Genomic DNA, 26,206 nt, shown 5'->3' on the forward strand with positions numbered 1-26,206 from the left:
TACGAACGGAAACCCCTTGATCCCGACCGCCCGGGAGGCCGCCTTGGACGCCGTCGACCGCCGCCTGCTCGCCGAGCTCCAGGCCGACGCCCGGCTCTCGTACAACGAACTCTCCCGCCGGGTGAGCCTGTCCGCACCCGCGGTGGCCGAACGGGTCCGCCGGCTGGAGTCGGAGGGGGTGATCAGCGGCTACCACGCCCACGTGGACCTCACCCGGGCCGGGCTGCCGATCACCGCGCTGGTCCAGATCCAGTGCTACGGCCCGCGCTGCGTGCTGCGCGACCCGGACGTGCCGACCTGGCCGGAGGTGGTCCAGCTGCACCGGGTCACCGGCGGGGCGTGCTGCGTGCTGCTGGTCGCGGTGTCGACGATGGCCGAGTTCGAGGCGGTGTGCGACCGGCTCGGCGGCTACGGCCAGCCGTCCAGTTCGATGATCCTCTCCAGCCCGGTGCCCTGGCGGCCGGTGGTGCCGCGCTGAGCGCGGCCCGGGCGGTCCCCGGGCGGGTCCCGGCGGCCGCTGGCGTTGACGCGGGCGTCAAGGAGTAGGTTGCCCGGCATGCCGAACGAGCGCCACATCCTGCTGCTGCCCGGGAGCCTGCGGGCCGGTTCCACCAACGAGACGGTGCTGCGCACCGCGGCCGAGGTGGCCGCCGCCATCCCGGGTCTGCGGGCCACGTACTACGCCGGGCTGGCCGGGTTGCCGCACTTCAACCCGGACCACGACACCGACCCGCTGCCGGAGCCGGTGGCCGCGCTGCGGGCCGCCATCGAGGCGGCCGACGCGCTGCTGGTCTGCACGCCCGAGTACGCCGGGACGCTGCCGGGCGCGTTCAAGAACCTGCTGGACTGGACGGTCGGCGGGGTCGAGATCTCGGACAAGCCCACCGGCTGGATCAACGCCGCGGGCCCGGGCCGCGGTCTGGGCGCCGAGGCCGCCCTGCGCACCGTCCTCGGCTACACCGGCGCCGCGGTGCTGGACGAGGCCTGCGTCCGGCTTCCGCTGGAGCGCGGCGCGGTCGGCCCGGACGGGCTGGTCGCCGACCCGCTGGTGCGCGAGCGGATCGGCGAGGTGCTGGCCCGCCTCGTGGCGGGCTGACCGGCGGACTGACCGGCTGGCCGACCGACCGGCTGGCCGGCGGGACGGCTGGCGGGCCGGGCCGAGGGCGGCCCGGCTCAGTGCCCGTCCGGCAGGTGCACCCCGAGCCCGGACAGCCCCTCCAGGAACAGCTCGACGCCGACCGCCGCCAGCAGCAGTCCGAGCAGCCGGGACAGCACCTCCAGCGAGGTGCGGTGGGTGCGCCGCATCAGCGGGGCGAGCACCGCCACGCAGAGGTAGTTGATGACCGCGACGGCCACGTACGCCCCGGAGACGGCGGCCTTCCAGCCCCAGTTGTCCTGGTTGAGCGAGGCGACCAGGACGGCCGTGATGGCGAGCGGGCTGGCGATGTACGGCAGCAGCAGTTCGCGGATGCCGTCCACGAGCGGGTTCGCCAGGTGCTCGTCCTCGTCGCCGTCCGCGCCGAGGTGGACGCCGAAGACCAGCGCGACGGCGTAGACGAAGAAGATCGCCCCGCCGGCGAGCCGCAGGGACTGGTCGCTGATGTGGAACAGGGTGGTCAGTTCGTCGGCCCCGAAGCCGAGCACCAGGCCGATCACCGACGAGATGGCCGTGCTCAGGGCCGCCAGCCGGCGCAGCTCCAGGTTGCTCCTGGTCCCGGCCAGCCGGGCGAAGGCCAGCAGGGTCTTCGGTGGGCCGACCACGGCGAAGAAGGTGATGAAGGCGCTGCTCAGGTTGAAGACGAACATGGGCCAAGCATGACCGCGGGGCTGCGGGCGGCCGGACCGCCACGCTCCGCGTCCGGGCGTGGCGTGCGTCTCGTCGGCCGCGGTTCATTCCCGGTCGCGGAGGAATTCGCCCGGATGGCGGCCCCGGCTCGAAGGGGCGCGCGCTGTCGGGTCCCATGGAGGTAGGACTGCCGCCGAGCAGGACCACTCCGCCGCGGAAGCGAGGATGCGACATGGGCACGTGCCTGAACCGTAAGGACCTGGGCCTGCTGGCCCTGCGCGGCGCGGTCGGCGGGGTGCTGATCGCGCACGGCACCCAGAAGCTGTTCGGCTGGTTCGGGGGCGGCGGCCTGGAGGGCGCCACCCAGGCCATGGAACAGATGGGCTTCCACCCGGCGCGGCAGAGCGCGCTCGCGGCCGGCCTCGGCGAGGCGGGCGGCGGCGCGCTGCTGGTGGCCGGGCTGGCCACGCCGGCGGCCGGCGCGGTGGTGGCCGGGACGATGGCGGGCGCCGTGTCGGTGCACGCCCCGGCCGGCTTCTTCGCGATGTCCGGCGGCTACGAGTACCCGGCCTTCCTCGGCGCGACCGGGCTGGCGATCGGCCTGGCCGGGGCCGGCCGCTACTCGCTGGACCACCTGACCGGCCACGTCTTCGACCGGCCGTGGGTCGGCCTGGTGTCGTTCGTGGCGAGCGCCGCCGGGGCGTACGGCACGGTCGCGCGGCGCCGGCACGTGATGCGGCTGCGCGAGGAGCGGGCCGCGGTCGAGGCGGACGCGCAGGAGGGCTCGGGGCTCTCCTAGGGACCGGACCGTCTCCTGGGTTCGGCGGACCCGGCAGGGATCCGAGCGAGGCCCTGGCCGGGAGCCGCCCCGGGCACCGGCCCGCGGCCGACTCACGGCGGCGCGGCCGGGTCACCCGGAGGCAGCAGCCCTGCTGGCGGCGGTCCGCCGGTCCTCGGAGGGTGGGCGGGGAGGTGTGCCGGGCAGCCCGGCGCCGACCGGAAACGAGGGACCGCATGGACCGCCAGCCGCTCACCCGAGCCAGCCACCCGACCCCGCCGAGGGCCACCGCGCAGGATCTGGACGCGCCGCCGCTGGGCCGCCGACGGCGTGCGGTGGCAGGGGTGTTGGCCGTGGCGGTGGTCGGTGCGGCGACGCTCGCGGGCTGCTCCTCCGGGAAGAGCGCGGAGAGCGTGGCCTCCTCGGCGACGGCCGCGGTGAAGAAGGGCGCGAGCGCCGCCGCCTCCGCCGCCTCGGCGCTGGCCTCGGCGGCCGGCGGGGCGGGCTCGGCGATCGCCTCGGCCCAGGCGCAGGCCTCGGCGGCGGTGTCGGCGGCCTCCTCGGCCGTCGCCGGGATCAAGGGCGGGCTGGACGCCAAGGGGGACATCGCCGTCGGGGCGGTGACCACCGGTCCGGACGGCAAGCCGCAGGCGCCGTTGAGCGTCACCAACCACGGGCAGCAGTCGTACCGGTACGCGATCCAGGTGAACTTCACCGACGAGTCCGGCAAGGTGCTGGACGCGGCCGCGGTGACCGTCCAGGACGTGGCCCCTGGGCAGAGCGCCCAGGCCACCGCGCACGCCCACCGGGACCTCTCCGGCACGGTCAAGGCCGAGGTGGCCAATGCCGTCGGCTACTGATCTCCGGTTACGGGGCCGGGTGCGGCCGCCCAGGTCGGTGCGGGGGTGGAACCTTAAGCGGGTCTCAAGGCCCGACGGCCCCTCTTGACGGGTGAGTTGGTCTAGTCCATTTTTATTGCCCAGGTGCAGGGAGCCCCTGAACCGGCGTCAGCGACCGCGTGTCGCCGGCGCCGGTTCGGCACATCCCGGTAGTCCGTCATGGCCCGATCCGCTCGATTCCCCACCCATGCCTGTCATGTCCCGGTCGTCCGGCCCCACCCCGGACGCGCGCCCCCGGGACGGCGGGAACCCCCACAACCAGGAGTCACGCACCCATGCTGCGCTCACGCATTGAAAGGGCCGGGACCCCGGCTCCGCAGGGCGGCCGCCGACGTCGCCCCAAGAGCATGGCCGCCATCGCGGCCGGCACCACCGCCTCCCTGCTGCTCGGCGCCGGCCTCGCGCTGTCCGGCGGCGGCGCGGCCAACGCCGCGACCACCAACTCCACCGGTGCGCCCGCCACCAGCGGCGGCATCAAGGTCGCGTACTACGACCAGTGGTCGGTCTACGCGAACGCGTACTACCCCAAGACGATCCAGGACACCGGCGTCGCCGGGAAGCTGGACTACCTGATCTACGACTTCGCCAACATCCACCCGACCGACCTGGGATGTTTCGAGGCCACCAAGGCCGCGGACACGAACGACAACAACCCCAACGCGGGTGACGGCGCCGCCGACGCGTTCGCCGACTACCAGAAGAGCTTCGGCGCGGACATCTCGGTCGACGGCGTCGGCGACGTCTGGAACCAGCCGATCGCGGGCAACTTCAACCAGCTGAAGAAGCTGAAGGCGAAGAACCCGAACCTCAAGGTCCTGCTCTCGCTGGGTGGTTGGACCTACTCCAAGTACTTCTCGCCGGCCTCGGCCACGGACGCCTCGCGCAAGCACCTGGTGTCGTCCTGCATCGACATGTTCATCAAGGGCAACCTGCCCGTCGACGCGGGCTTCGGCGGTCCGGGCTCGGCGGCCGGCGTCTTCGACGGCATCGACATCGACTGGGAGTACCCGGGCGGCGGCGGCCACACCGGCAACATCTCCAGCCCGGCCGACAAGCAGAACTTCACGGCGCTGCTGAAGGAGTTCCGCACCCAGCTGGACGCGCAGGGCGCGGCCGACAAGAAGACCTACGCCCTGTCGGCGGCGGTCGGCGCCGGCCAGGACAAGATCATGAACGTCGAGACCGACAAGATCGGTCAGTACCTGACCTTCCTCGACGTCATGACCTACGACATGCACGGCGGCTGGGACGCGCAGGGCCCGACCAACCACCAGGCCGCGCTCTACGCGGGCCCGAACGACCCGTCGACCCCGGTCAAGCCGGGCAACGGCAAGTACTCGATCGACAACGCCATCAAGGCGTGGACGGTCGGCGACAAGGACTACGGCATCCCCGGCGGCTTCCCCGCCAACAAGATCAACATGGGGGTGCCGTTCTACTACCGCGGCTGGACCGGCGTGAAGGACAACGGCCAGCACGGCCTGTTCCAGCCCGCCACCCAGCCGGCGGCCGGTGCGGCGATGTCCGGCAACGTCCCCGGCATCCAGATGTACAAGGAGCTCGCGGGCTTCGTCGACAACCCGTCCAAGACCTTCTGGGACGACGCCGCGCAGGCCACGTACTTCTACGACGGCAACACCTTCTGGAGCGGTGAGGACGCCAAGTCGATCCAGGCCAAGCTCGACTACGCGCACTGCAACGGCCTCGGCGGCTCCTTCGCCTTCTCGCTGTACGACCTGGGTACCAAGACCGCCCTGTTCGACAAGATGGTGAGCGCCACCAACGGCTCCGCCACCGGCTGCCCGGCCCCGCCGTCCCCGACCGGTTCGGCGACCCCGACCCCGACCCCGACCGGCTCCGGCACCCCGAGCCCGACCCCGACCAGCACCCAGACCACGCCGGCGCCGGCCTGCTCGGCGGCCCCGAGCTGGGACGCGAACACCACCTACGCGGCCGGTGGCACCAAGGTCTCGTGGAAGGGCCACTACTACACCAACAAGTGGTGGACCATGGGCGACGACCCGAGCCTGAGCGGCCAGTGGGGCGTCTGGACCGACAACGGCCCCTGCTGACGGTCGACCGGCCGCCGAGGGCCTGACGGACCCTCGCAGCACCTGAAGTGACGAAGTCCGGCCCGCCGGGAGGATCATCCTCCCGGCGGGCCGGACCCGTTCGCGTTCCCGGAGCGGCTACGCCAGGTCGTCGGTGCGCCCGAGCGCGTCCGGCTGGCTCTCCTCGATCCGCCGCAGCATCCGGCCCAGTGTCGCGGAGAGCTCGGCGCGCTCCTCGCCCGCGACGTCCTGGAGGAACTCCTCCTCGAACACCGCCGCCATCCGCATCGACTCCAGCCACTTGTCGCGGCCGGTCTCGGTCAGCTCGATGATCACCCGAACCCGGTTGGTCTCGTCCCGCTCCCGGGTGACCAGGCCGTCGGCCACCATGCGGTCGATCCGGTGCGTCATCGCGGCCGGGGTGAGCCCGAGCCGCTTGGCCAGCTCGCCCGGCCCCAGCCGGTACGGGCTGCCGGAGACCACCAGGGCCTTGAGCACCTCCCACTCGGCGGAGGTGATCCCGAGCACGGTCAGCTGCCGGTCGTACGCCACGCCCATCCGCCGGGAGACCCGTAGGAGGGTCTGCACGATGGTCTCCACCTGCGGGTCGACAGTGGGGAACTCCCGCTGGTAGAGCGCCACTTGTTCGGCGATGCCGAGCTCCAGGCGGGTGGCCGGGGCGGGCTTGTCGGCATCCGGCCGCGGCTTGTCCGTAGTCATGCCGACCAGTCTCCCATGTGCGTGCACCCCTTAAGCCTTTGACTCCGCACTCTTCCGGTGCTAAGACTTTATCTCGTCAAACTTTAGCTCTGAAATCTTCTGGACTTAAGAGTATCCAGTCGAAACCAGGAAGGGATGTGCACGGTGACCGGCACGGTGAAGCAGCAGAGGCAGCGGCGTGGAGCGGGCGGCCCGCTGCGCCGCGTCCAGATCGGCAACGCGCTCAGCGCGTTCGGCAGCGGATTCACGCTTCCGTACATGTACGTGTACGTGGAGCAGGTGCGCGGGCTGGGGCCGGTGGTCGCCTGGATGGTGTTCACGCTGTTCGCGCTGGCCGCCCTCGCCGTCCTCCCGTTCATCGGCCGCGGCATCGACAGGTACGGCCCCCGCCCGGTGCTGCTGGCCGGTACGGCGCTCGCCGCCACCGGCGCGTTCGCCTTCGGGCACGCCACCGGCACCCCGGGTCTGCTGGTCTCCTCCTTCCTGTTCGGCGCGGGCGTCACGGCCTGCCAGCCGGCGCTCGCCACGATGATCGTCCGCTGCTCCACGGCGGCCACCCGCTCGCACGCCTTCGCGCTCCAGTTCACCCTGGTCAACCTGGGCATGGGCATCGGTGCGCTGGTCGGCGGCCAGATCGTGAACGTGGCCGACCCTTCCAGCCTCACCCGGCTGTTCACCATCGAGGCGGCCACCTTCCTCGGCCTCGCCCTGGTCACCGGCACCGCCCGGATACCGAGGGCCCAGCTGACGGCGGTCCACGAGAAGGCGGACGGCCCGACGGGCCTGCGCGCGCTGGTCGCGGACAAGGCGATGCTGCGGCTCTGCCTGCTCGCCGGGCTGATCTTCTTCACCTGCTACGGCCAGTTCGAGTCCGGTGTCGCGGCCTTCGCCACCTCCACCGTCCACACCGCGCCGTCCACCCTGGGCTTCGCGATCGGTGCCAATGCGCTGACCATCGTGGTGCTGCAGATGTTCGTGGTGCGGATCACGGCGCGCCGCCGCCGCACCACCGCGATGGCCGCGGCCGGCCTGGTCTGGCTCGGCGCCTGGGCGATGGCCCTGCTGGCCGGCCTGATCCGGACCGAGACCATGGCCGCCACGATCGCGATCGTCTCCGTCTACGCCCTGTTCGGCGTCGGCGAGTCGCTGCTGGCGCCCACCATGGGCCCGATCGTCGCGGACCTCGCCCCGGTCCGGCTGCTCGGCACCTACAACGCCGGGTACGCCCTGGTGAAGCAGATCGCGGTCGCGGTCGGTCCGGCCGTCGGCGTGCTGCTGGTCGGCTCCGGCGCCTGGCCGCTCTACCTCGCGGCCATGGCGGGCTGCACGCTGCTGATCGTCACCCTGGCGCTGCGGCTGCGCCCGTACCTCACGCCGGAGCAGGACAACGCGGCCCCGGCCGTGGTCCACACCGTCCAGGTCCGGGAACTGCAGACCGCCGCGTAGCGGAACTGCCCGCGAGGGCGTTCGCGACGGGCGCCGGCCAGGTCACCTGGTCGGCGCCCGTCGCGCTTGGCTTCGCGCGCACCGCCACATAGTGTCAGTGGCTGTTGACCGCCCGGCCCAGGCCGGAGCGGCGCGACCCCGGGCGGAGCCAGGACCCGGGCAGAGCAGACAGGCGAATCGGCGAGGCTATGACGCAAGCGGCGCTCACGCACCCACCGGCGGCCCCGGCCCCCGCGGCCCCGGCAGAGGCCTCGCGCGGCGGTCTGGTCCGCTGGGCGGCCGACCGCTCCGGCTGGCTCGGACCGATCGCCGTCGCGCTCTTCGCCGGCCTGCTGCGGTTCTGGAACCTCGGCCACCCCAACGCCTTCGTCTTCGACGAGACGTACTACCCCAAGGACGCGTGGTCCCTGCTCCAGCAGGGCTACGAGGGCACCTGGCCCGACCACGCCAACGCCGACATCCTGTCCGTCCCGCAGTCGATCCCGCTGAGCTCCGCGCCCGAATTCATCGCGCACCCGCCGCTCGGCAAGTGGGTGATGTCGATCGGCGAGCAGTTGTTCGGGCTGAACCCCTTCGGCTGGCGGTTCATGACCGCCCTGCTCGGCACCGTCACCGTGCTGATGCTGGCCCGGATCGGCCGCCGCCTCTTCGGCTCCACCCTGATCGGCTGCACCGCCGCGCTGCTGATGGCGGTGGACGGCCTCCAGCTGGTGATGAGCCGGGTCGGCCTGCTCGACGGCATCCAGATGTTCTTCGTGCTGGCCTCCTTCGGCAGCCTGCTGATCGACCGCGACCACGCCCGCGCCCGGCTCGCCGCGGTCGCCGAGGGCGGCGGCGACGCCGACGCGGTGCGGCTCGGGTGGCGCCCCTGGCGGATCGCCGCCGGGGTGCTCGTCGGCGCCGCCTGCGCGGTCAAGTGGAACGGCGCCCCGATCCTCGCCGCCTTCGGCGTCCTGACCGTCCTGTGGGACCAGGCCGGCCGCCGCGGCGCCGGCGCCCACCGCCCCTGGCGCTCCATGCTGCGCCGGGACGCCCTGCCCGCCTTCCTCGCCATGGTCGGCTCAGCCGTCGTGGTGTACGTCGGCGCCTGGAGCGGCTGGCTGGCCAGTGGCGGCAACGGCCAGGGCGGCTACGACCGGCACTGGGCCGACGGCCGCGCCGGGCTCTCCCCGGACAGCGTCCTCGGCATCCCGCTGCCGCAGGTCCCGATGAGCTGGGTGCCCGCCCCGCTGCGCAGCCTGTGGCACTTCCACTCGCAGATGTTCGACTTCAACACCGGCCTGAACCAGCCGCACACCTACCAGTCCAACCCCTTCGCCTGGCTGGTCGACGGCCGCCCGGTGTCGATGTACTGGGAGCAGATCCCGTACGGGCAGCACGGCTGCACCTCCTCGGGCGGCTGCGCGGCACAGATCCTCGGCCTCGGCACCCCGTTCCTGTGGTGGACGGCCTGCTTCGCGCTGGTCTACCTGCTGTGGCGCTGGTTCTTCCGGCGGGACTGGCGCTCGGGCGCGGTGCTCTGCGCGGTGGCCGCGATCTACCTGCCCTGGTTCAAGTACCAGGAGCGGACGATCTTCTCCTTCTACATGGTCGTGCTGGTGCCGTTCCTGTGCCTGGCCGTCGCCCAGATGCTCGGGGCGATGCTCGGCCCGGCCGGGTGCAGCCCCGAGCGCCGTCGGATCGGTGCGATCGGTGCCGGGGTGATCGTGCTCGCGATCGTCGGCTGCTTCGCCTTCTTCTACCCGCTGTACACGGCGGAGGTGATCCCCATGTCGTCCTGGCAGGACCGGATGTGGTTCACCAGCTGGATCTGACGGGCCGGACGTGACGCCGCCCTCGGCCCTGGTGCCCTCGGCCGGTCCGGTGGCGTCCGGTGGCCAGCTGCTGCCCGTCACCCCGGTGCTCGGGGTGGTCACGGCCGTGCTGCTGCTGGCCGCCGTCGCGGTGGCCGGGTGGGGCCTGCTCGGGCACGGCCACGCGGTGCTGCGGGCCGGACTGCGCGCGGTGGTGCAGCTGGCCGCCGTCGCCGCGGTGATCACCTGGGTGGTCGGATCGCTCTGGTGGTCGGCGCTGTTCGTGCTGCTGATGTTCTCGGTCGCGGTGCGCACCGCCGGGCGGCGGATGACCCGCGGCCCGGGCTGGGTCTGGGCGGCCGCCCCGATCGGGGCGGGGGTGCTGCCGGTGCTCGCCCTGCTGCTGGGTGTCGGACTGCTGCCGCCCGAGGGCCTGTCCGTCATCCCGGTCGCCGGCATCCTGATCGGCGGCGCGCTCAGCGCGACCTCGCTGGCCGGGCGGCGGGCCCTGGACGAGCTGCGGCTGCGGCGCGGCGAGGTGGAGGCCGCGCTCGCGCTCGGCTTCGAGGAGCGCGACGCCCGGCTGGAGATCTGCCGGACGGCGGCCGCGACCTCGCTCGTCCCGGCGCTGGACCAGACCCGGACGGTCGGCCTGGTCACCCTGCCCGGGGCCTTCGTCGGGATGCTGCTGGGCGGGGCCTCGCCGGTCCAGGCGGGGGCGGTGCAGCTGTTCGTGCTGATCGGGTTGCTGGCGGTGGAGTCGGTGGCGATCGTGGCGGTACTGGAACTGGTCGGGCGCGGGCTGGTCGCCGCCGAGCCGGAGGAGGGCTTCCGGTAGCGGGGGGCCGGTCGGCGCGGTCGGGTACGCTTGGGGCCGTTGAAGGGGAGTAGCCCTCCACCGGACCGTCGACATACTGGCCCCCAGGGGCCCGGCGCCCGGGGCACCGCCCGAAGGGGCGTTGCCGGCGAGACCTTCGGCCGCAGTGCTGTGACTATGACCAGTGCTGTCGGGCCGAAGCGTCCCCTGACGGGCCTGCGGAGGCCTGGCAGCCCGACCGAGGAACTCCTGATGAGTATCACCGTTGCCGCGTTGACCTTCGGCATCATCTTCCTGGCCGAACTGCCGGACAAGACCGCGCTGGCCAGCCTGGTGCTCGGCACGAAGTACCGCGCGAGCTACGTCTTCGCGGGCATCGCCGCCGCCTTCGCCCTCCAGGTGGGCATCGCGCTCGTCGCCGGGCACCTGCTCTCGCTGCTGCCGCACCGCTGGGTGGAGGGCGTCACCGGCGTGCTGTTCCTGGTCGGTGCGGCGATGCTGCTGTTCCACGGCGGGGGCGACGACGAGGACGGGCACGCGGCCAAGGAGCCGTCCTCGAACAGCTTCTGGAAGGTGGCCGGGGCCAGCTTCGTGGTCGTCGCGATCGCCGAGTTCGGCGACCTGACCCAGATCATGACCGCCAACCTGGCCGCCAAGTACGCCGATCCGCTGGCCGTCGGCATCGGCTCCTGGCTGGCGCTGTGCGCGGTCGGCGGGGTCGCCATCGTGGGCGGGCAGAAGCTGCTCAAGTACGTGCCGATGAAGCTGATCATCCGGGTGGCGGCAGCGATCATGGTGGCGCTGGCGGGCTACAGCCTCTTCGGGGCGATCACCGGCTGACGACTGCCCGGCGAGGCGCGGGTCGACGTGCGGGGCGGCGGCTGCCGGTGGGCGGCCGCCGCCTTTCGCGTGTCGCGGGTCAGGGGTCAGCAGCCCGGGTCGGCGGTGAGGGTGGCCTGGGTCTTGGGGCCGTAGACGCCGTTCTCGCCCTTGATCCGGTTCTCGCGCTGGTAGCCGCTGAGCACCGTCCTGGTCCAGTCGTCGAAGGTGCCGCTGACGATCGACTTGTCGACGAACCCGCATTCGGCCACGTACAGGCGCTGCTGCATGTCCCTGACGTCCGGCCCGGTCATCCCGACCTGGAGCAGCCGGGGGCTGGGCGTCGGGGTGGGCGTCGGCGTGGGTGCGGGCGTCGGGGTGGGGGCCGGCACGGGTGCCTGGACCGGGGGAGGCGGCGTCGTCGGCGCGACGGTCGGCGGCGGGGTGGCCGTCTTGGTCGGGCTCGGCTTGCGGGTGGGGGTGGGCGTCGGGCTCGGCGCCTCGCTGGTCGGCGGCGGCGCGCTCGGGGCGGGCGCGGCCAGGGTCGGCGGGTCCACCGGCGCGGGCGCCAGGGTGGTCGTCGGCAGCGGCTGCGCCTGTTTGGCCGACGGCTCAGCGGAGGGCGTCACCGCGTACGCGACGCCGATGGTGAGCGCCACCAGGGCGGCACCGACCCCGGCGAGCAGCCCCTTGCGCTGGGCGAGCGGGCGGCGCCCGGCCTGCTCGGCCGCCCGTCGGGCGGCCCGGCCGCCCCCCTCCGGGCCGGGCCCGGACGGGCCCGTCCGGAAGTCCTGGGCCTGCCCGAAGGGGAAGAGGCCGATCTCGTTCCCGGCCGGCGCCGAAGCCGGTGTCCGCGGCTGCGTGGCCGCCGCCGGGTACCCGCCCGGCCCGGCCGGCGGGACCGGGGGCAGCACGGTGGTGGCGTACGCGTCCGGGTGGGCGCCGGCGCCCGGGTAGGCCCCGTCCGGGCCGAACGGCGCCTGCTCCGCACCGAACGGCGCCTGCCCCGGGCCGACCGGCGGCAGCACCGTGGTGGCGTACGCGTCCGCGTCCGGTCCCAGCGGGGGAACGACCGGCGACCCGGGCGCGGCGGGCTGCCCCGGAGGCACCGGCGGCAGCACCGTGGTCGCGAACGGGTCGACCACCGGGGTGTTCGGATGCGCCTCGTCGGCCACCTGGTCGGCCGTCCGCGGGACGTACGGGCGGACCAGTGGCGGGCCCTCCAGGTGGGGCAGGACGGCGGTCTCGGTGAGGCTCGGGTCCGGGACGCAGCCGCACCCGGTGGAGCGTGCGGCGCCGCACGTCGGGCAGTGCTGGTCCGGCATCGGCCGGTCCTCCTCGGTTGCGCGTCGAATTTCGTGGGCGGTCGTTCGGGTCGTTCGGGTCGTCCGTCGACCGGCCGGCTGTCGTCCGGTCGTCCCGAGCACGCTCCGGGCGGACCCGGGCGGCGCGCGGACGCGCCTGATTATGCAGGACCGTCCGAGGGGTGGACAGGGGCGTCCGTCCCTCGGCGGAGTGTCGTGCCGGTGGGTGCCGGTCGGCCCTTCGGGGAACGCCCGGAGCGCGGCGGTTGTCCCCGGCGCTTACGCTCGGCTCAAACCGACGGAACGAATCGGGACGAAGCGACCAGCGCGGTCAGCTGGGAGTGACCATCCGCACGGCCCGGCCGACGGGCCCGCGACCCCATGGAGACGCCATGTCCACGGAGACGCCGTGACGCCCGCGGAGAAGCCGTGACGGAGCCGAGCACCGCATCCGACCGGAGCCCGGCGGGCGAGCCGGTCCCGCCGGCGGTCACCGTGTCCAACGTCTGGGTGCCGATCGGCGCCCTGCTGCTCGCGATGCTGCTCGCCGCCCTCGACCAGACCATCGTCTCCACCGCGCTGCCGACCATCGTCAGCGACCTCGGCGGCCTCCAACACCTCTCGTGGGTGGTCACCGCCTACCTGCTGGCCTCCACCGCCGCGACCCCGCTGTGGGGCAAGCTCGGCGACATGTACGGCCGGAAGCGCTTCTTCCAGGCCTCCATCGTGATCTTCCTGCTCGGCTCGGTGCTGTGCGGGATCGCCCAGAACATGGGCGAGCTGATCGCCTTCCGCGCCCTCCAGGGCCTGGGCGGCGGCGGGCTGATCGTGCTCTCCCAGGCGATCGTCGGCGACCTCGTCGCCCCGCGGGACCGCGGCCGCTACCAGGGCCTGTTCGGCGCCGTGTTCGGCGTCACCAGCGTGCTCGGGCCGCTGCTCGGCGGACTGTTCGTCGACCACCTCAGCTGGCGCTGGGTCTTCTACATCAACCTGCCGATCGGCATCGTCGCCCTGGTGGTGATCGCGACGGCGCTGCACGGGCTGGAGGTCCGGCGCGAGCACCGGATCGACTACCTCGGCACCGTCCTGATCGCCGCCGTCGCCACCTGCCTGGTGCTGATGACCTCGCTCGGCGGGACCACCTGGGCCTGGACGTCCTGGCAGATCGTCGGCCTCGGCGTGCTCGGGCTGGTGCTGCTGCTCGCCTTCGTCCTGGTCGAGCGGACGGCGGTGGAGCCGGTGCTGCCGCTGCGGCTGTTCCGCTCGCGGACGTTCAGCCTGGTCGCGGTGATCTCCTTCGTGGTCGGCTTCGCGATGTTCGGCGCGCTGACCTACCTGCCGACCTTCCTCCAGGTGGTCCAGCAGGTCTCACCCACCCTGTCCGGCATCCACATGCTGCCGATGGTGCTCGGCATGCTGCTCACCTCGATCGGCTCCGGCCAGATCGTCGCCCGCACCGGCCACTACCGGATCTTCCCGATCGTCGGGACGGCCGTGACCACCGTCGGACTGCTGCTGCTCTCCCGGTTGGACGAGCACAGCAGCACCGCCGAGATGAGCCTGTACTTCCTGGTCTTCGGGCTCGGGCTGGGCCTGGTGATGCAGGTGCTGGTGCTGATCGTGCAGAACTCGGTCGGCTACGAGGACCTCGGCGTGGCCACCGCGGGCGCCACCTTCTTCCGCTCCATCGGGGCCTCCTTCGGCGTCTCCATCTTCGGGACGGTCTTCGCGAGCGGACTGCGCAGCCGGCTCGCCGACGCCCTGGCCGGGGTGCCGCTGCCGCCCGGCTTCCAGCCGGAGGCCATCACCGCCGACCCGCGGGTCATCCCCCGGCTGCCGGCCGCCGTCCAGCCGGCGGTCTACCACGCGTACGCCGAGTCGATCACCCGGGTGTTCCTGTACGCGGTGCCGGTCGCGGGGGTCGCCTTCGTGCTGTCGCTGTTCCTGCGCGAACAGAAGCTGCGCTCCACCGTCACCGCCCCCGACCTCGGCGAGTCCATCGGGATCAACCCCGTGGAACGCAGCTCGCTGGACGAGATCGCCCGCGCCCTGTCGGTGCTGAACAGCCGGGAGGCCCGGCGCGACCTCTTCCGGCGGATCACCGAGACCGCAGGGCTGGACCTGCTGCCCGCCTCCAGCTGGCTGCTCCTCCAGATCCACCAGCACGGCTCGGTCGAGCCGGCCGAACTGGCCGAGGCGCGGATCGTCCCGATGGCCACCGTCGAGGAGGCCGTCCGGGAGGTGGAGGGCCGGGGGCTGGCGGCGCGGTCCGGCGGGCTGCCGCTGCGGCTCACCGAGCCGGGGGAGGAGACGGCCCTGCGGCTGGTGGCCGCCCGGCGCACCCAGCTCGCCGAACTGCTGGGGGACTGGGACGAGCAGCGGCACGCCGAGATCGCGGGGCTGCTGAACCGGCTCAGCTCCTCGCTGTGCGCGGACCCGCGGGACCGGCCGGACCCGTCGGGGCCCCAGGGGCCGTACCGTGGTGAGGGGCGGTCGTTCTGATGGTCCGACGGTTCGACGGTCCGATGGCTTGACGGCCCGTTCGGCGTGATGGGGAAGGGTGGTGCGGCATGCCGCTCGAGATCGAGCGCAAGTTCCTGCTGAGCGCCTTCGAGCCGCCGCAGACGGCGGTGCGGCAGCACATCGAGCAGGGGTACATCGCGATCAAGGACGACGGGACGGAGGTGCGGCTGCGGCGGATCGGCGGCAGCCGCGTCCTCGGCGTCAAGCGGAGCGCCTCCTCCGCGGAGGGTTCCCCCGTCCGGATCGAGGTGGAACGCGAGCTGGGGGAGCAGGAGTTCACCGAGCTCTGGCCGGCCACCGAGGGCGCCCGGGTGGTCAAGGACCGGTACACCTTCGAGGCCTCCGGTGTCACCGTCTACGCGGACGTCTACCAGGGGGAGTTGGCCGGACTGCGCACCGTCGAGGTCGAGTTCGGCTCCGAGGCGCAGGCGGCGGCGTTCTCGGCGCCGGAGTGGTTCGGCGCCGAGATCACCGGCGTGAAGGCGTACAAGAACCAGACCCTCGCGACCCGGGGAATGCCCGAGTCCTGACGCCGGGCGTGTTCGGCCCTACGGCGTGCCGAACCAGGGCGGGGTGTCGAGGCGGAACGGGTCGCCGGGGGCGAGCCGGCGCAGGCCGTCCACCAGCAGTCTCAGCTGCTCCTCGCCGAGGACTTCCGACCACTCCTCGCGCAGCTCGTCGAAGATCCGGGCCGAGCGGAGCAGGCAGTCCGTCCCGCGCTCGGTGAGCCGGACCACCTTGCGCCGGGTGTCGGCCGGGTCGGCGGCGCGCTCGACGTAGCCGAGCTGCTCCAGGTTGTCGACGGTCTTGCCCGCCGCCTGTTTGGTGACGCCGAGGCGGCGGCCGAGTTCGGAGGCGGTGGTGCCCTGCGGGCCGATCGCCTGGAGGACGAAGCCGTGCATCGGGCGCAGGTCGGGATGGCCCTCGCGGGTGATGCGCTCGTGCAGCTCGTCGATGATCGCCCGGAAGGCGAGCAGCAGGCGTAGCGGCAGATCAAAACCCGGCGGGGGTGGTTCACTTGGCACGATAGACGACCTCATTGACCATATGGACAACGGCATTGTCCAGCCTAGGGGGTTCCTTCGCGGTGCCCGCCCCGCCCACGCCTTTGGCGGCCCACCACCCGCCCGGCCGTGAGGTGTAGCAGACTGCTCCCGTAGGCAGTCCCCGTCACCGCACCGGCGGCCGCACCAGCGCGCCGGCGGAGCAGCAAGGAGCCCCCATGTCCGTCGTGAAGATCAACGTCCTGACGGTGCCGGCCGAGCAGCGCGAGGTGCTGGAGCAGCGCTTCGCCTCCCGGGCCGGCGCCGTGGAGAACTCGGACGGCTTCGAGTGGTTCGAACTCCTCCGCCCCGTCGAGGGCACCGACCAGTACCTCGTCTACACCCGCTGGCGCAGCGAGGAGGACTTCAAGGCCTGGATGGAGGGCCCGATGAAGGCGGCCCACCAGCACGGCGGCGAGGGCGAGGCCCCCAAGCGCCCGGCCGCCTCCGGCTCCACCCTCTGGTCCTTCGAGGTCGTCCAGTCCGCGGGCCCCAAGGCCTGACGTCAGGAGAGCGGTTGCGCGCCCCGGGGTTCCTCGAACCCCGGGGCGCGCTCGTGTGCCGAGAGGGGGCGGAGGGCCGGCAGGGGGGCGTGGTCGGCGGGCCAGAGGAGACGGAGGTGGAGGGGTGGGGGGTCGAGGGGGAGGCGGGTGAGGGTGCCGGCGACGAGGCGGTCGTGGACGGCGTGGGCGGGGAGAAGGGCGATGCCGAGGCCCTGTTCGGCGCAGGCGCGGGTGGCGGGGACGGCGCCGGTGTGGAGGCGTCGGACGCGGGGGCCGAGGAGGCGGTCGCCGGCGAGGCGGTAGGAGCAGGTGGGGGAGCCGACGAGGAGGCGGTGGCCGCGGAGGTGCTCGGGGGTGAGGGTGGTGGCGCGGGCCAGTGGGTGGGTGGGGGCCGCGACCAGGGCGAGGGGGACGGCCTGGAGGTCGAGGTGGTCGAGCGGGGCGGGTGGCAGAGGGAAGCCGAGCGCGCCGAGCGGGCCGGGGGCGTCCAGGACCACGGCGGCGTCCAGGGCACCGGCCGCGACACCGTCGAGGAGTGCGTCACGGGCGCGGTCGGTGTGGAGGGACAGGTGCAGGCCGGGCCGGCGGTCGGTGAGGCGGGCGAGGACGGCCGGGAGGTGGGTGGCGGCGACGGCTGCCAGGACGCCGAGGCGCAGGCGGGTCCGGGTGGCGACGGCGACGGTGACGTCGCGGCGGGCCTGTTCGGCCTGGTCGAGGAGGCGGCGGGACCAGGGCAGCAGCCGTTCTCCCGCCGAGGTGAGGGTGAGGTCGCGCCGCGCCCGGTCGAACAGCTCGGTGCCGAGGCTGAGTTCGAGGGTGCGGACCTGTTCGGAGACCGAGGACGGGGCCAGCCCGAGCGCCATGGCCGCGCCGGTGACGGTGCGGTGGATGACGACGGCCTCGAAGACGCGCAACTGACCTAGTTCCACTGGCTCCCCCGAACGCCCTCGCTCCCGGTGCTGCGGGACAGCGTAGGGGCGTACGGGGGCGAACGAGGGCGTTCCCGGATTCCGGCCGTCCGGGGGCGTTGGTGCCCCGGCAGTGGTGCTCTTGAGTGGGAAGTCGGACGGGCCGACTTCTCGCGCGGGGTCGTCCGCCCCCCCCGGCCTACCCGGCGAGCGTGCCGTCCAGGTACTCCTGCACCGGCGGGAACATCGGGAACGGCACGTACTCGGCCAGCTCGGCGTGGGACGCCCACACCACCCGGTCCAGCTCGTCGGAGTCCATCACCATGGCGGTGCCGCCGACCACCTCGCAGGCCGTGTACGCCATCCGCCGCCCGCTCTGCGGATGCACCCGCTCGCCGAGCAGCCTGGCCGCGGCGACGTGGAGGCCGGTCTCCTCGGCGGTCTCGCGGACGGCCGCCTCCTCGGGGGACTCGTTCGGCTCGACCTCCCCGGCCGGGAACTGCCAGGACAGCTCGCCCTCGGCGACCCGCCGCCGCACCATCAGCACCCGGCCGTCCTTGACCACGATCGCGACGGCGACGGTGGGGAGTTGCTCGGGGTTCTGCTCGGTCATCGCTCTGCTCCTCGGGCCTGCGCCGGGTGTCGACGCCATCTTGGCCCGAGGCCGCTGCCCCGGTCGGGTACCGGAGCGCGGCCGCATGTCGTGTCGGCTACCGGCGCGGCGGCCCGTAGACCGCGGCCGGCGCGCCGGTGGCCAGCGCCCAGCAGCGGTCCCCGTACGACCAGTGCCATCAGTATGTTCCGGATGTGAACCGGGACATCAGCGATCTCGTCTCTCCTCTTGGCCGACCTCTGCGGCTGATCGTCACTGGCGGCGGAACGGGTGGCCACACCTACCCGGCGCTCACTGCGATCCGCGCCCTGCGGTCGCGGCTCGCCGAGGTCAACGGCACCCTGGACGTCCTGTGGATCGGCACCGCCACCGGCCTTGAGGCCAAGGTGACGGCCGCCGAGAACATCCCGTTCAGGACCGTCGCCACCGGGAAGATCCGGCGCTCCGCCAACCCGCTCAAGCTGGTGTCACCCGCCAACGTCAAGGACATGGGCCGCGTTCCCCTGGGAGTGGCACAGGCCCGCTCCGCGGTCGCCGACTTCGGCCCGGACGTGGTGCTCGGCACCGGCGGCTACGTCGCGGTGCCGGTCGGGATGGCCGCCCGGATGTGCCAGCTCGGCCATCCGGCGGGCGCGCCGTACGACCGGGTTCACGTCACCGCGGCCGTGCAACGCGTCCCCGGGGCGCTGATCGAGCAGACGGCGCCCGGGGGCGTGATCCTCGTTCCGTACGGCACGGCGTTCTGCAACGGCGGGCTGCTGAAGCTCACCGTCGCCGAGGACGGCCGTTCTGCGAGCGGGCCGTTCGTCGAGGACGTCGCCTTCATGTGGGTGCGGGACCAGCGGCCCGGGAGCGGCGAGTTCGAGATCGGGGACGTCCGGTACGGTCCGTCCGCACTCGACCCCGCCGCTGTGGCTGAGCACACCGACGCGGCCTTCGCGATCGGGCTGCGGCTGCCGGGCCTGTTCCGGCAGGAGGTGTGGGCGGGCTACGACCGCTTCGGTACCGGCCGGTTCGAGGTCTGGGACGGGGTTTCGTATGCCCACTGCCGCTTCGCCGACTGGGACGGCAAGCACGCCGTCTCGCAGTCCGGCTCCCGCAGCCTGTGGGACGAGGTGACCGCCGCCCACTCCTGGTGGCAGCGCCAGGGCGAGCCGGGCCTCGACCGGTTCGGCCTGACCGTCACCGTCGAGGGCGAGCACCGGGTGTGGCTGGACGAGCCGGACCATGTGGTCGGTTGACTGCCGGATTGCGAGGCACGCCCCGGGCTCACGAGCCCGGGGCGCGCCGGGTTGTGCGCGCACGCGCCGCCCGAATGGGTGGTGGGAGTGGGAGCTTGATGGGACGTTACGGCATTACGGTGAACATTGCCGTGCCGGGTGCTCCACGGGGCGCTCGGTGCGTGAGCAAAAAGTGATCCCCGGCGGTGCGCCAACACCCCGGGGTTTGGCACCAGGAGCGAAGGACTCCCGAATGCAGATTCATCGTATCCCCAAGCATGCGCCCGGATACACGATCCTCGACAACGGCCACGTCATCCGTAAGCACTCGCTGAGTTGGGCCGCGCGCGGGCTGCTGAGCTACCTGCTCAGCCTGCCGGACGGCGCCCGCGAGGACATCCGCACCCTCGCCGCCAAGAGTGTGGAGGGGCGGACGACCGTCGCCCGAGCGTTGCGGGAGCTGGAGGCGGCGGGGCACTACGTGCGTCGTACGCTGCGGGACCCGCAGACCGGGCAGGTGCGGACGGTCGTCTCGGTGCACGAGGTGCCGGTGACGGGCAAAGCGGTGCACACCGTGCCGCCGCTTCCCGCACCCCCGGCCGCCGGTGTCCCAGCTCCAGGCGTGCCAGCTGGCGGGAGGGCGGGAGGCCCATCCAAGGAACCGGCAACCAAGGACGTGGAAGAGCCTTCCGTCCGTCCATCCGAGAAGTTGACGGCGGGCATGGCGCTGTTGCTCGAACTCGGCCGCCGGGAGCCGAGGATGGCCCTGGCGGGGAAGCCGCTGTGCGACCAGGCCGCGCGGGTGGAAGGGCTGCTGGCCGGTGGGTGGAGCCGTGAGGTGCTCACCGGGATTCTGTCGGCGCCCCTCCCGGACAGGGTCACGCACAGCGTCGGGGCGATCGTGGCGGCGCGGATCGCCAAGGTGCCGGCCGTTCCCGCGCCCCGACAGGCGGGCGACGGCCCGAGGAGGCACGAGTGCCCCGGGCGCAGCGGGTTGTGCGGGCGGCCCGTGGCCGGGCCCGGGCAGGTGTGTGGCGCCTGCCGGGCGGCAGCGGAGTAGAAGTGGCCCCCCGGGGGATTCTTCGGGCAGCGGGAGGGCCATGCCGGGCCGGGCGCGGAGGATCGGGCCTGTTGAGAAACCTGACTCCTGGCGGCCAACGCCTACTTCCGCGGCTCCCGGCGGCTCACGACTCCGGCGGGCGGAAGGTGACCGGGGCGTCGAAGGCGGCGCGGCGGGTCGTGCGGCGCAGGGCGCGCAGGACGGGGGTGCCGAGGGTCAGGCACAGGACGACGGTCAGGGCGGCCCTAGGCAGGTCCCAACCCAGGGACGTGGTCAGGCAGTACGCCGCGAAGCGGACCAGGTTGGCGGGCAGCGCGTCGCCCGGCACGAAGGAGATGGAGCCGGCCAGGCCGCCGATGTACGGCCAGCCCTGGAGGTTCATGATCGTGCCGTACAGCAGCGACGCGACGGCTCCGTAGCCGGCGAGCAGCAGGAGTTCACGGCGGCCACGCAGGGAGGAGGCCCCCGGCAGCAGGCCCGCGCCCAGGCACACCCAGCCCATGGCGAGCATCTGGAACGGCAGCCACGGCCCGACCCCGCCGGTGAGCAGCGCGGAGGCGAACATCGACAGCGAGCCGAGCACGAAGCCGAAGCCCGGCCCGAGCACCCGCCCGGACAGCACCATCAGGAAGAACATCGGCTCCAGTCCGGCCGTGCCCGCGCCGAGCGGCCGCAGCGCAGCGCCCGCCGCCGCCAGCACGCCCAGCAGGGCCACGGACTTGGCGTCCAGCCCGGGCGCCCCGCCGCCCGCCGTACGGCCCTCGGAGATCTGGGCGACGACGACGGCGAGGAGCAGCGGCAGCAGCAGCGCGAACAGCCACGGCGCGTCCGCCGAGTGGCCGACCAGCGCCGACTTGGTGGAGGCGAGCAGTGGCCAGCCGAAGGCGGCGACGCCGACGAAGGAGACGGACAGCAGCGCCGTTATCGACCGGCGCCCCAGCGGGACGGGACGAGTGCTCATGCGCCCAGCGCCTCCGCGACCTGCCCGACGGTGAGCCACGGCCCGGGCGCCAGCACTTTTGCGACCTGCGGGGCGAAGGCGGGGGAGGAGACCACCACCTCCGCCGTCGGGCCGTCCGCGACGATCTCGCCCTCGGCCAGGATCACCGTGCGGTGGGCGAGTTCGGCGGCCAGTTCGACGTCGTGGGTGGCGAGCAGCACGGCGTGGCCCTCGACCGCCAGCGAGCGCAGGATCTCCACCAGCCGGGCCTTGGCGGCGTAGTCGAGGCCGCGGGTCGGCTCGTCCAGGAGCAGCAGCGGGGGCCGGGCGGTGAGCACGACGGCGAGGGCGAGGGTGAGCCGCTGGCCCTCGGACAGGTCGCGCGGGTGGGCGTCGTCGGCGATGCCGGGCAGCAGGCGCTCGACCAGCGCGCGGCAGGTGCCGGCGGCGGCGCCCGCGTCGGTGTCGGCGGCGGCGCACTCGGCGGCGACGGACTCGCCGTACAGCAGGTCGCGCGGGTCCTGCGGGACGAGGCCGACCTCCCGGATCAGCTCGGCGGGCCGGGTCCGGTGCGGGGTGCGGCCGCCGACCCTGACGCTGCCGGAGGCGGGGGCGTGCAGGCCGACCAGGCTGCCCAGCAGGGTGGACTTGCCGGCGCCGTTGCGGCCCATCAGGGCGGTGATCTCGCCGGGGTGGAGGGCGAGGTCCACGCCGCGCAGCGCCGGGACGGGGCCGCGCCGGACGGCGAGGCGGTCGGTCACGGCCAGCGGGGACGCGGTCGGGGCGGAGGCGGGGGCCGGGCCGCGGCCGTCCAGTTCGGCGCGCAGCGGGGCGGCCTTGCGGCGGGCGTCGCGGACGGACAGCGGCAGCGGCCGCCAGCCCGCGAGCCGGCCGAGGCCGACCACCGGCGGGTGCACCGGGGAGTGCGCCATCACCTCGGCGGGTTCGCCGAGGACGGGCGGGGCGTCGGGGGTGAGCAGCAGCACCTGGTCGGCGTACTGGACGACCCGCTCCAGCCGGTGCTCGGCCATCAGCACGGTGGTGCCGAGGTCGTGCACCAGCCGCTGGAGGACGGACAGCACCTCCTCGGCCGCGCCCGGGTCGAGCGCCGAGGTGGGTTCGTCCAGCACCAGCACGCGCGGGTGCACGGTGAGCACCGAGCCGATCGCGACGCGCTGCTGCTGGCCGCCGGACAGGGAGTTCAGGGAGCGGTCGCGCAGGTCGGCGAGGCCGAGCAGGTCGAGGGTCTCCTCGACCCGGCGGCGCATCACGTCGCCCGGCAGGCCCAGCGACTCCATGCCGTAGGCGAGTTCGTCCTCCACCGTGTCGGTGACGAAGTGCGCCAGCGGGTCCTGTCCCACCGTGCCGACCAGGTCCGCGAGTTCGCGCGGCCGGTGCTCGCGGGTGTCCCGGCCGTCCACGGTGACCCGGCCGTGCAGCACCCCGCCGGTGAAGTGCGGCACCAGGCCGCTGACCGTCCCCAGCAGGGTGGACTTGCCGGAGCCGGACGGGCCGACCAGCAGGCAGAGTTCGCCCTCGGGGACGGTGAGGTCGACGCCGTTCAGCACGGGTGCGGCGGAGTCCGCGTACCGGACGGAGACCTGCTCGAAGGTGATCACGATGCCCTCCGGGGCGGGGTCGGGGCGGCGAACGCCGGTACCAGGCCGAGCAGGACGGTCAGCACGGCGGCCAGGGGCAGCGCGGGGACGGTCGGCGGGACGACGGTGGGGGCGAACGCGGCCGGGTCCTGCGCGGCCAGGTAGGTGGTGAGGGCCGCCACGCCCACTCCGGAGCCGGCGGTCAGCCACTCGGGAAGGGCCCAGGGGTCGGGTCGGTAGCGGCTCCTGGCGGACCGTCGGCTGCCGAGCAGCAGTCCGGCGAAGGCGGCGGCCAGGCCGAGCGCCAGGACGGGCAGCGCCCAGCCCGCGCCGTCGGCGGTCAGCAGCCCGTACGCGGCCAGGCAGATCCCGAGCAGCCCGGCCAGGGTGAGCGCGGCCGTCGCCCGGGCGAGCCGGCGCGGGACGTCGGCGGTGCGGCCGAAGCCTCGGGTGTCCATCGCGGCGGCCAGGGCGATGGACCGCTCCAACGCGCCCTCCAGTACCGGGAGTCCGACGCTCAGCACGGCCGCGATGCCCTTGTCGGTGCGGCCGCGCAGCCGGCGGGCGGCGCGCAGTCGGCGGACGTCCGCGATCAGGTTCGGCGCGAAGGTCATCGCCACGACGACGGCGACGCCCGCCTCGTAGAGCGCGCCGGGCAGGGTGCGCAGCAGGCGGGCCGGGCTGGCCAGGGAGTTGGCGGCGCCGACGCAGATCAGCAGGGTCGCCAGTCGCAGCCCGTCGTACAGCGCCGCGAGCAGCCCCTCGACGGTGACCCGCCCGCCGATCCGCACGCCCTGCGCCCAGGCGGGCAGCGGGAGTTCGGGCAGTGTGAACAGCACATGGGTGCCGGGGATCGGCGAGCCGAGGAACACCGCGAACACCAGCCGGATGCCCAGCACCAGCAGGCCCAGGCGCAGGAACGCCCCGTACGAGCGCGACCACGGCGCATCGCCGCGCCGGGCCGCGACCACGTACCCGGCGACGGCGGCGAGCAGTAGCAGGATCGCCGGATTGGTGGTGCGGGTCGCCGCCGCGCCCAGCCCGAGCGCCCACGACCACCAGGCCCCGGGGTGCAGTTGACGGGGACCGGTGGGCGGGCGGGTGCTACGGGCGGCGGTGCTGCTCACGGAGGTTTCCTGAGTGGGGGACTAGGAGTGACGGCGGCGGCGGGCCTGCCAGACGGCTCCGCCGGCGAGGACGGCGACCAGCGCGCTGCCGGCGAGCAGGCCGACGTCGGGGCCGCTGCCGCCGCCCTGGTCGGCCGACGCGGCGCCGGCGTCCGGCTGGGTGGCGCCCGCCGCGCCGACCTGGTCGCCGCAGCCCGCCTTCGGGTACCCGGCGATGGCGCACAGCAGCCCGTTGGTGTCGTAGCGCAGCGGCGGGGCGACGGCGGCCAGCACCTCGGCCGAGGTGGCGCGGGGTGCGACGCTCGCGCAGGCCGTGCGCTGTTCGGGCGCGGTCACCGAAGAGCCGGCGGCCGAAGAGCCGGCGGACGCGCCGGTGTCCTCGGCGGTCCCGAAGTCCAGCACGACGGCCACCCGCTTGCGCCCCTCCTGCGCGGGGGTGTTCGCGCAGATCCCGGCGAAGCTTCCGGCGGCCCGCGGCTTCGCGGCGTCCTGCCCGCCGTCCGGGCTCAGCGCGAACCGCCACCCGTCCACCGCCCCGTCCGGCGGCACCGCGACGGCGGGCCCCTGCTGCTGGTACGTCCAGCTGCCGCCCTCGCCGCCGCGCCAGAACGACCAGTACCGGTACCCGGCGGCCTGCGCGGGCGCGGCGCAGGCGAGCAGCAGCACCGCCCCGAGGAGGGGCGGGAGCAGCGCGGCAAGGCCGGTGGAGGACCGCCGGCCCGGGGCGGCGAGGGGAGCGGCGCGCATCAGAGGTGCTGGTTGCGCTTGCGCTGGAGGCTGAGCAGGAGGCCGCCGCCGACGCCGATGAGGAGGCCGACGCCGATGAGCCAGTACTGGCCGATGCCGCCGTCCTTCTTCTCCTTCGGGGCCTGCGTCGCCGAGGAGGCCGCGGCGGCCTTGGGCGTCGGGCCGAGGGCGGTGAGCCGGCCGGTCAGGGCGGCGGTGTCGCGCTGGGCGGCCTGGTCGACCAGCAGGAGGGTGGCGGTGGCGCCGGCGTCGGTGCCGTCCTTCGTCCAGGTGGCGCCCTCCTGGCCGAGCCAGTCGACGGCGCCGGCGGCCTGCTGGGGGTGGCCGCTCTGGATGAGGGCGAGGGCGGCCCAGGCGGTGGCGGTGTAGTCGGGGGTGGGGGCGGCGCCCGGGGTGGTGAGGCTGAGGTGGTTGCCGCCGGCCGCGAGCTGGGCGGTCAGGTAGGCGCCGACGGCCTCGCCGGAGTCCGCGTGGGCGACTGCGGACGGGGAGGCCGCCGCGGCGTCGGAGGCGCAGGCGAGGGCCTTGGGGGCGGCGTCGGCGCGCACCGAGGTGGCGGCCGGCAGGTGGCCGCCGCCGGCGGCGAGCGCGGCCTGGGCGCTGGCCAGGGCGTTCGGGGTGAGGGCGCCGGAGGCCGGGTCGGGCTGGTACGCGAAGGCGCCGCGCTGGTCGGCGGGGGCGGCGCAGCCGAGCTGGAAGAGGGCGAGCCCGTCGAAGGCGGACTTGCCGGCCTTGGCGACGCCCGCCGGGTCGGTCCTGGCGGCGAACAGCGCGTTGACGGCGAGCCCGGTGGAGTTGGCGTCGCCCGGGCTGCCCGGGTTGTAGGCCCAGCTGCCGTCGGCGTTCTGGTTGGCCTTGAGCCAGGCGACGCCCTTGTCGACGGCGTCCTGGTGCCCGCCGAGGGCGACCAGGGCCTGGACGGCGACGGCGGTGGCGTTGCTGTCCTCGGTCTTGGGGTCGCAGGCCGCGCCGGCGGCTCGGTACGAGGGCCAGCCGCCGTCCTCGCACTGCTGTCCGGTGAGCCAGCCGACCGCGGAGTCGGCCGGGGTGACCTTGGCCGCCGTGAGCGCGGTGAGCGCCAGTGACTGCCGCCAGACGCCGTCGTACGTCGGGTCGCTCTTGCCGTACAGCCCGTCGGTGGTGGGCGGGGTCGGCGCGGGGCTGTCGGCGAGGGCCGGGCCGGCGGCGAGGCCGGTGAACAGCGCGGCGGACAGGGCGGCGGCGCCCAGGCGGGCGGCGGTCAGCATGGTGCGGTGTGCCTTTCGGTGAGCGGTGGTGGCCCGGGCGGGGCCGTTCCGTAGTCCTCGACGGTGCCGGGCGCGTGCGTCCGGACTGGCCGCTCGCCCCTCCCCGGGTGTTCCGACTCGCCCGGGCGGCCGCGTGCGGCGCCGGACTCACGGTTGCGGGGTCAGCGCCGGATTCGCACCGGCTTTCCCCGGGGGAGGAGCGGGATGGAGTTCTGCTGCCTGTCGACTCTAGCCGCCGGGGCGCGCGCAGCGGCCCGGGCCCAG

The 26,206-nt window shown here is 74.0% G+C and carries 25 protein-coding genes and 1 riboswitch; of the genes, 14 read left to right on the plus strand and 11 right to left on the minus strand.

The annotated features are described in order from the left end of the window. The first annotated feature begins 16 nt into the window (after positions 1 to 16). Both ACWDBB_RS10525 and ACWDBB_RS10530 read left to right on the plus strand, forming a co-directional pair. Entirely contained in the window at positions 17 to 478 is a 462-nt protein-coding gene (locus tag ACWDBB_RS10525; protein WP_392869634.1) for an Lrp/AsnC family transcriptional regulator, read from the plus strand. 78 nt (positions 479 to 556) lie between these two features. Then, positions 557 to 1,096, plus strand: coding sequence for an NADPH-dependent FMN reductase (locus tag ACWDBB_RS10530; protein WP_449789197.1), 540 nt, complete (start codon positions 557 to 559; stop codon positions 1,094 to 1,096). Between the two features lie 77 nt (positions 1,097 to 1,173). Here the strand turns inward: ACWDBB_RS10530 and ACWDBB_RS10535 are convergent, their stop codons facing one another. Beyond that, positions 1,174 to 1,806, minus strand: a complete 633-nt coding sequence (locus ACWDBB_RS10535) for a MarC family protein (RefSeq protein WP_449789198.1) — start codon at positions 1,804 to 1,806, stop codon at positions 1,174 to 1,176. A 212-nt stretch (positions 1,807 to 2,018) separates the two neighbouring features. Here ACWDBB_RS10535 and ACWDBB_RS10540 point away from each other — a divergent pair, with 212 nt between their 5' ends. From ACWDBB_RS10540 to ACWDBB_RS10550, 3 genes are all read left to right on the plus strand, one after another. Beyond that, positions 2,019 to 2,585: a DoxX family protein gene (locus ACWDBB_RS10540; RefSeq protein WP_392869628.1), complete on the plus strand. Its 567-nt coding sequence runs from the start codon at positions 2,019 to 2,021 to the stop codon at positions 2,583 to 2,585. Between the two features lie 215 nt (positions 2,586 to 2,800). After that, the gene (locus tag ACWDBB_RS10545) at positions 2,801 to 3,424 is read left to right on the plus strand and encodes an FxLYD domain-containing protein (protein ID WP_449789199.1); all 624 of its coding nucleotides are present in this window, start codon (positions 2,801 to 2,803) and stop codon (positions 3,422 to 3,424) included. Between the two features lie 314 nt (positions 3,425 to 3,738). After that, a complete protein-coding gene (locus ACWDBB_RS10550) occupies positions 3,739 to 5,535 on the plus strand; it encodes a glycosyl hydrolase family 18 protein (protein ID WP_449789200.1) in 1,797 nt (598 codons plus the stop codon). A gap of 117 nt (positions 5,536 to 5,652) precedes the next feature. Here the strand turns inward: ACWDBB_RS10550 and ACWDBB_RS10555 are convergent, their stop codons facing one another. After that, the gene (locus tag ACWDBB_RS10555; protein ID WP_449789201.1) at positions 5,653 to 6,234 is read right to left on the minus strand and encodes a MarR family winged helix-turn-helix transcriptional regulator; all 582 of its coding nucleotides are present in this window, start codon (positions 6,232 to 6,234) and stop codon (positions 5,653 to 5,655) included. 144 nt (positions 6,235 to 6,378) lie between these two features. On the opposite strand from ACWDBB_RS10555, the gene ACWDBB_RS10560 reads away from it, so the two are divergent. From ACWDBB_RS10560 to ACWDBB_RS10575, 4 genes are all read left to right on the plus strand, one after another. Next, complete coding sequence (locus tag ACWDBB_RS10560) at positions 6,379 to 7,680, plus strand: MFS transporter (protein WP_449789202.1); 1,302 nt, start codon at positions 6,379 to 6,381, stop codon at positions 7,678 to 7,680. A 188-nt stretch (positions 7,681 to 7,868) separates the two neighbouring features. Next, positions 7,869 to 9,494 carry a dolichyl-phosphate-mannose--protein mannosyltransferase gene (locus ACWDBB_RS10565; protein ID WP_449789203.1) on the plus strand — a complete coding sequence of 542 codons (1,626 nt, stop codon included), beginning with the start codon at positions 7,869 to 7,871 and terminating at the stop codon, positions 9,492 to 9,494. A 10-nt stretch (positions 9,495 to 9,504) separates the two neighbouring features. Continuing rightward, entirely contained in the window at positions 9,505 to 10,311 is an 807-nt protein-coding gene (locus ACWDBB_RS10570; protein ID WP_449789204.1) for an ABC transporter permease, read from the plus strand. Positions 10,312 to 10,539: 228 nt separating this feature from the next. After that, entirely contained in the window at positions 10,540 to 11,130 is a 591-nt protein-coding gene (locus ACWDBB_RS10575; RefSeq protein WP_449789267.1) for a TMEM165/GDT1 family protein, read from the plus strand. A gap of 86 nt (positions 11,131 to 11,216) precedes the next feature. Here ACWDBB_RS10575 and ACWDBB_RS10580 read toward each other — a convergent pair whose 3' ends face one another. Continuing rightward, the gene (locus tag ACWDBB_RS10580) at positions 11,217 to 12,434 is read right to left on the minus strand and encodes a peptidoglycan-binding domain-containing protein (protein WP_449789205.1); all 1,218 of its coding nucleotides are present in this window, start codon (positions 12,432 to 12,434) and stop codon (positions 11,217 to 11,219) included. Between the two features lie 516 nt (positions 12,435 to 12,950). Between ACWDBB_RS10580 and ACWDBB_RS10585 the strand changes: the two genes are divergently transcribed. Next, positions 12,951 to 14,915, plus strand: a complete 1,965-nt coding sequence (locus ACWDBB_RS10585) for an MFS transporter (protein WP_449789268.1) — start codon at positions 12,951 to 12,953, stop codon at positions 14,913 to 14,915. Positions 14,916 to 14,983: 68 nt separating this feature from the next. Further along, on the plus strand, positions 14,984 to 15,466 hold the full coding sequence (locus ACWDBB_RS10590; protein WP_449789206.1) for a CYTH domain-containing protein: 483 nt from the start codon (positions 14,984 to 14,986) through the stop codon (positions 15,464 to 15,466). An 18-nt stretch (positions 15,467 to 15,484) separates the two neighbouring features. On the opposite strand, the gene ACWDBB_RS10595 is transcribed toward ACWDBB_RS10590, so the two are convergent. Next, positions 15,485 to 15,961, minus strand: coding sequence for a MarR family winged helix-turn-helix transcriptional regulator (locus ACWDBB_RS10595; RefSeq protein WP_449789207.1), 477 nt, complete (start codon positions 15,959 to 15,961; stop codon positions 15,485 to 15,487). Between the two features lie 197 nt (positions 15,962 to 16,158). Between ACWDBB_RS10595 and ACWDBB_RS10600 the strand changes: the two genes are divergently transcribed. Beyond that, positions 16,159 to 16,482: an antibiotic biosynthesis monooxygenase family protein gene (locus tag ACWDBB_RS10600; protein ID WP_449789208.1), complete on the plus strand. Its 324-nt coding sequence runs from the start codon at positions 16,159 to 16,161 to the stop codon at positions 16,480 to 16,482. Positions 16,483 to 16,484: 2 nt separating this feature from the next. On the opposite strand, the gene ACWDBB_RS10605 is transcribed toward ACWDBB_RS10600, so the two are convergent. Next, the gene (locus ACWDBB_RS10605; protein ID WP_449789209.1) at positions 16,485 to 17,396 is read right to left on the minus strand and encodes a LysR family transcriptional regulator; all 912 of its coding nucleotides are present in this window, start codon (positions 17,394 to 17,396) and stop codon (positions 16,485 to 16,487) included. Positions 17,397 to 17,589: 193 nt separating this feature from the next. Further along, complete coding sequence (locus ACWDBB_RS10610) at positions 17,590 to 18,003, minus strand: NUDIX hydrolase (protein ID WP_449789210.1); 414 nt, start codon at positions 18,001 to 18,003, stop codon at positions 17,590 to 17,592. A gap of 194 nt (positions 18,004 to 18,197) precedes the next feature. Between ACWDBB_RS10610 and ACWDBB_RS10615 the strand changes: the two genes are divergently transcribed. After that, complete coding sequence (locus tag ACWDBB_RS10615; protein WP_449789211.1) at positions 18,198 to 19,244, plus strand: glycosyltransferase; 1,047 nt, start codon at positions 18,198 to 18,200, stop codon at positions 19,242 to 19,244. A 232-nt stretch (positions 19,245 to 19,476) separates the two neighbouring features. Continuing rightward, positions 19,477 to 20,283 carry a helix-turn-helix domain-containing protein gene (locus tag ACWDBB_RS10620; protein ID WP_449789212.1) on the plus strand — a complete coding sequence of 269 codons (807 nt, stop codon included), beginning with the start codon at positions 19,477 to 19,479 and terminating at the stop codon, positions 20,281 to 20,283. Between the two features lie 124 nt (positions 20,284 to 20,407). Here the strand turns inward: ACWDBB_RS10620 and ACWDBB_RS10625 are convergent, their stop codons facing one another. The 5 genes from ACWDBB_RS10625 to ACWDBB_RS10645 are packed head-to-tail and all read right to left on the minus strand — an operon-like array spanning position 20,408 to position 25,942. Continuing rightward, entirely contained in the window at positions 20,408 to 21,244 is an 837-nt protein-coding gene (locus tag ACWDBB_RS10625) for an ECF transporter S component (RefSeq protein ID WP_449789213.1), read from the minus strand. Then, positions 21,241 to 22,842 (minus strand): ABC transporter ATP-binding protein, encoded by a 1,602-nt coding sequence (locus tag ACWDBB_RS10630; RefSeq protein WP_449789214.1) that lies wholly within the window; start codon positions 22,840 to 22,842, stop codon positions 21,241 to 21,243. Before ACWDBB_RS10630 ends, ACWDBB_RS10625 begins: the two co-directional genes overlap by 4 nt. After that, positions 22,839 to 23,948: a CbiQ family ECF transporter T component gene (locus tag ACWDBB_RS10635; RefSeq protein ID WP_449789215.1), complete on the minus strand. Its 1,110-nt coding sequence runs from the start codon at positions 23,946 to 23,948 to the stop codon at positions 22,839 to 22,841. Before ACWDBB_RS10635 ends, ACWDBB_RS10630 begins: the two co-directional genes overlap by 4 nt. 21 nt (positions 23,949 to 23,969) lie before the next feature. Beyond that, entirely contained in the window at positions 23,970 to 24,695 is a 726-nt protein-coding gene (locus ACWDBB_RS10640; protein ID WP_449789216.1) for an SCO2322 family protein, read from the minus strand. Then, positions 24,695 to 25,942, minus strand: coding sequence for a prenyltransferase/squalene oxidase repeat-containing protein (locus ACWDBB_RS10645; RefSeq protein WP_449789217.1), 1,248 nt, complete (start codon positions 25,940 to 25,942; stop codon positions 24,695 to 24,697). Before ACWDBB_RS10645 ends, ACWDBB_RS10640 begins: the two co-directional genes overlap by 1 nt. Before the next feature lie 106 nt (positions 25,943 to 26,048). Next, positions 26,049 to 26,130, minus strand: a riboswitch (cobalamin riboswitch). Positions 26,131 to 26,206: the final 76 nt, after the last annotated feature.

It is taken from the genome of Kitasatospora sp. NPDC001095 (genome assembly GCF_053598615.1).

Bases quoted from the DNA above. Each gene is read 5' to 3' on its own strand.
- ACWDBB_RS10530 (WP_449789197.1), top strand. From the start codon at position 557: ATGCCGAACGAGCGCCACATCCTGCTGCTGCCCGGGAGCCTGCGGGCC.
- ACWDBB_RS10535 (WP_449789198.1), bottom strand. From the start codon at position 1,806: ATGTTCGTCTTCAACCTGAGCAGCGCCTTCATCACCTTCTTCGCCGTG.
- ACWDBB_RS10540 (WP_392869628.1), top strand. From the start codon at position 2,019: ATGGGCACGTGCCTGAACCGTAAGGACCTGGGCCTGCTGGCCCTGCGC.
- ACWDBB_RS10545 (WP_449789199.1), top strand. From the start codon at position 2,801: ATGGACCGCCAGCCGCTCACCCGAGCCAGCCACCCGACCCCGCCGAGG.
- ACWDBB_RS10550 (WP_449789200.1), top strand. From the start codon at position 3,739: ATGCTGCGCTCACGCATTGAAAGGGCCGGGACCCCGGCTCCGCAGGGC.
- ACWDBB_RS10555 (WP_449789201.1), bottom strand. From the start codon at position 6,234: ATGACTACGGACAAGCCGCGGCCGGATGCCGACAAGCCCGCCCCGGCC.
- ACWDBB_RS10565 (WP_449789203.1), top strand. From the start codon at position 7,869: ATGACGCAAGCGGCGCTCACGCACCCACCGGCGGCCCCGGCCCCCGCG.
- ACWDBB_RS10580 (WP_449789205.1), bottom strand. From the start codon at position 12,434: ATGCCGGACCAGCACTGCCCGACGTGCGGCGCCGCACGCTCCACCGGG.
- ACWDBB_RS10585 (WP_449789268.1), top strand. From the start codon at position 12,951: ATGCTGCTCGCCGCCCTCGACCAGACCATCGTCTCCACCGCGCTGCCG.
- ACWDBB_RS10590 (WP_449789206.1), top strand. From the start codon at position 14,984: ATGCCGCTCGAGATCGAGCGCAAGTTCCTGCTGAGCGCCTTCGAGCCG.
- ACWDBB_RS10600 (WP_449789208.1), top strand. From the start codon at position 16,159: ATGTCCGTCGTGAAGATCAACGTCCTGACGGTGCCGGCCGAGCAGCGC.
- ACWDBB_RS10610 (WP_449789210.1), bottom strand. From the start codon at position 18,003: ATGACCGAGCAGAACCCCGAGCAACTCCCCACCGTCGCCGTCGCGATC.
- ACWDBB_RS10620 (WP_449789212.1), top strand. From the start codon at position 19,477: ATGCAGATTCATCGTATCCCCAAGCATGCGCCCGGATACACGATCCTC.
- ACWDBB_RS10625 (WP_449789213.1), bottom strand. From the start codon at position 21,244: ATGAGCACTCGTCCCGTCCCGCTGGGGCGCCGGTCGATAACGGCGCTG.
- ACWDBB_RS10640 (WP_449789216.1), bottom strand. From the start codon at position 24,695: ATGCGCGCCGCTCCCCTCGCCGCCCCGGGCCGGCGGTCCTCCACCGGC.
- ACWDBB_RS10645 (WP_449789217.1), bottom strand. From the start codon at position 25,942: ATGCTGACCGCCGCCCGCCTGGGCGCCGCCGCCCTGTCCGCCGCGCTG.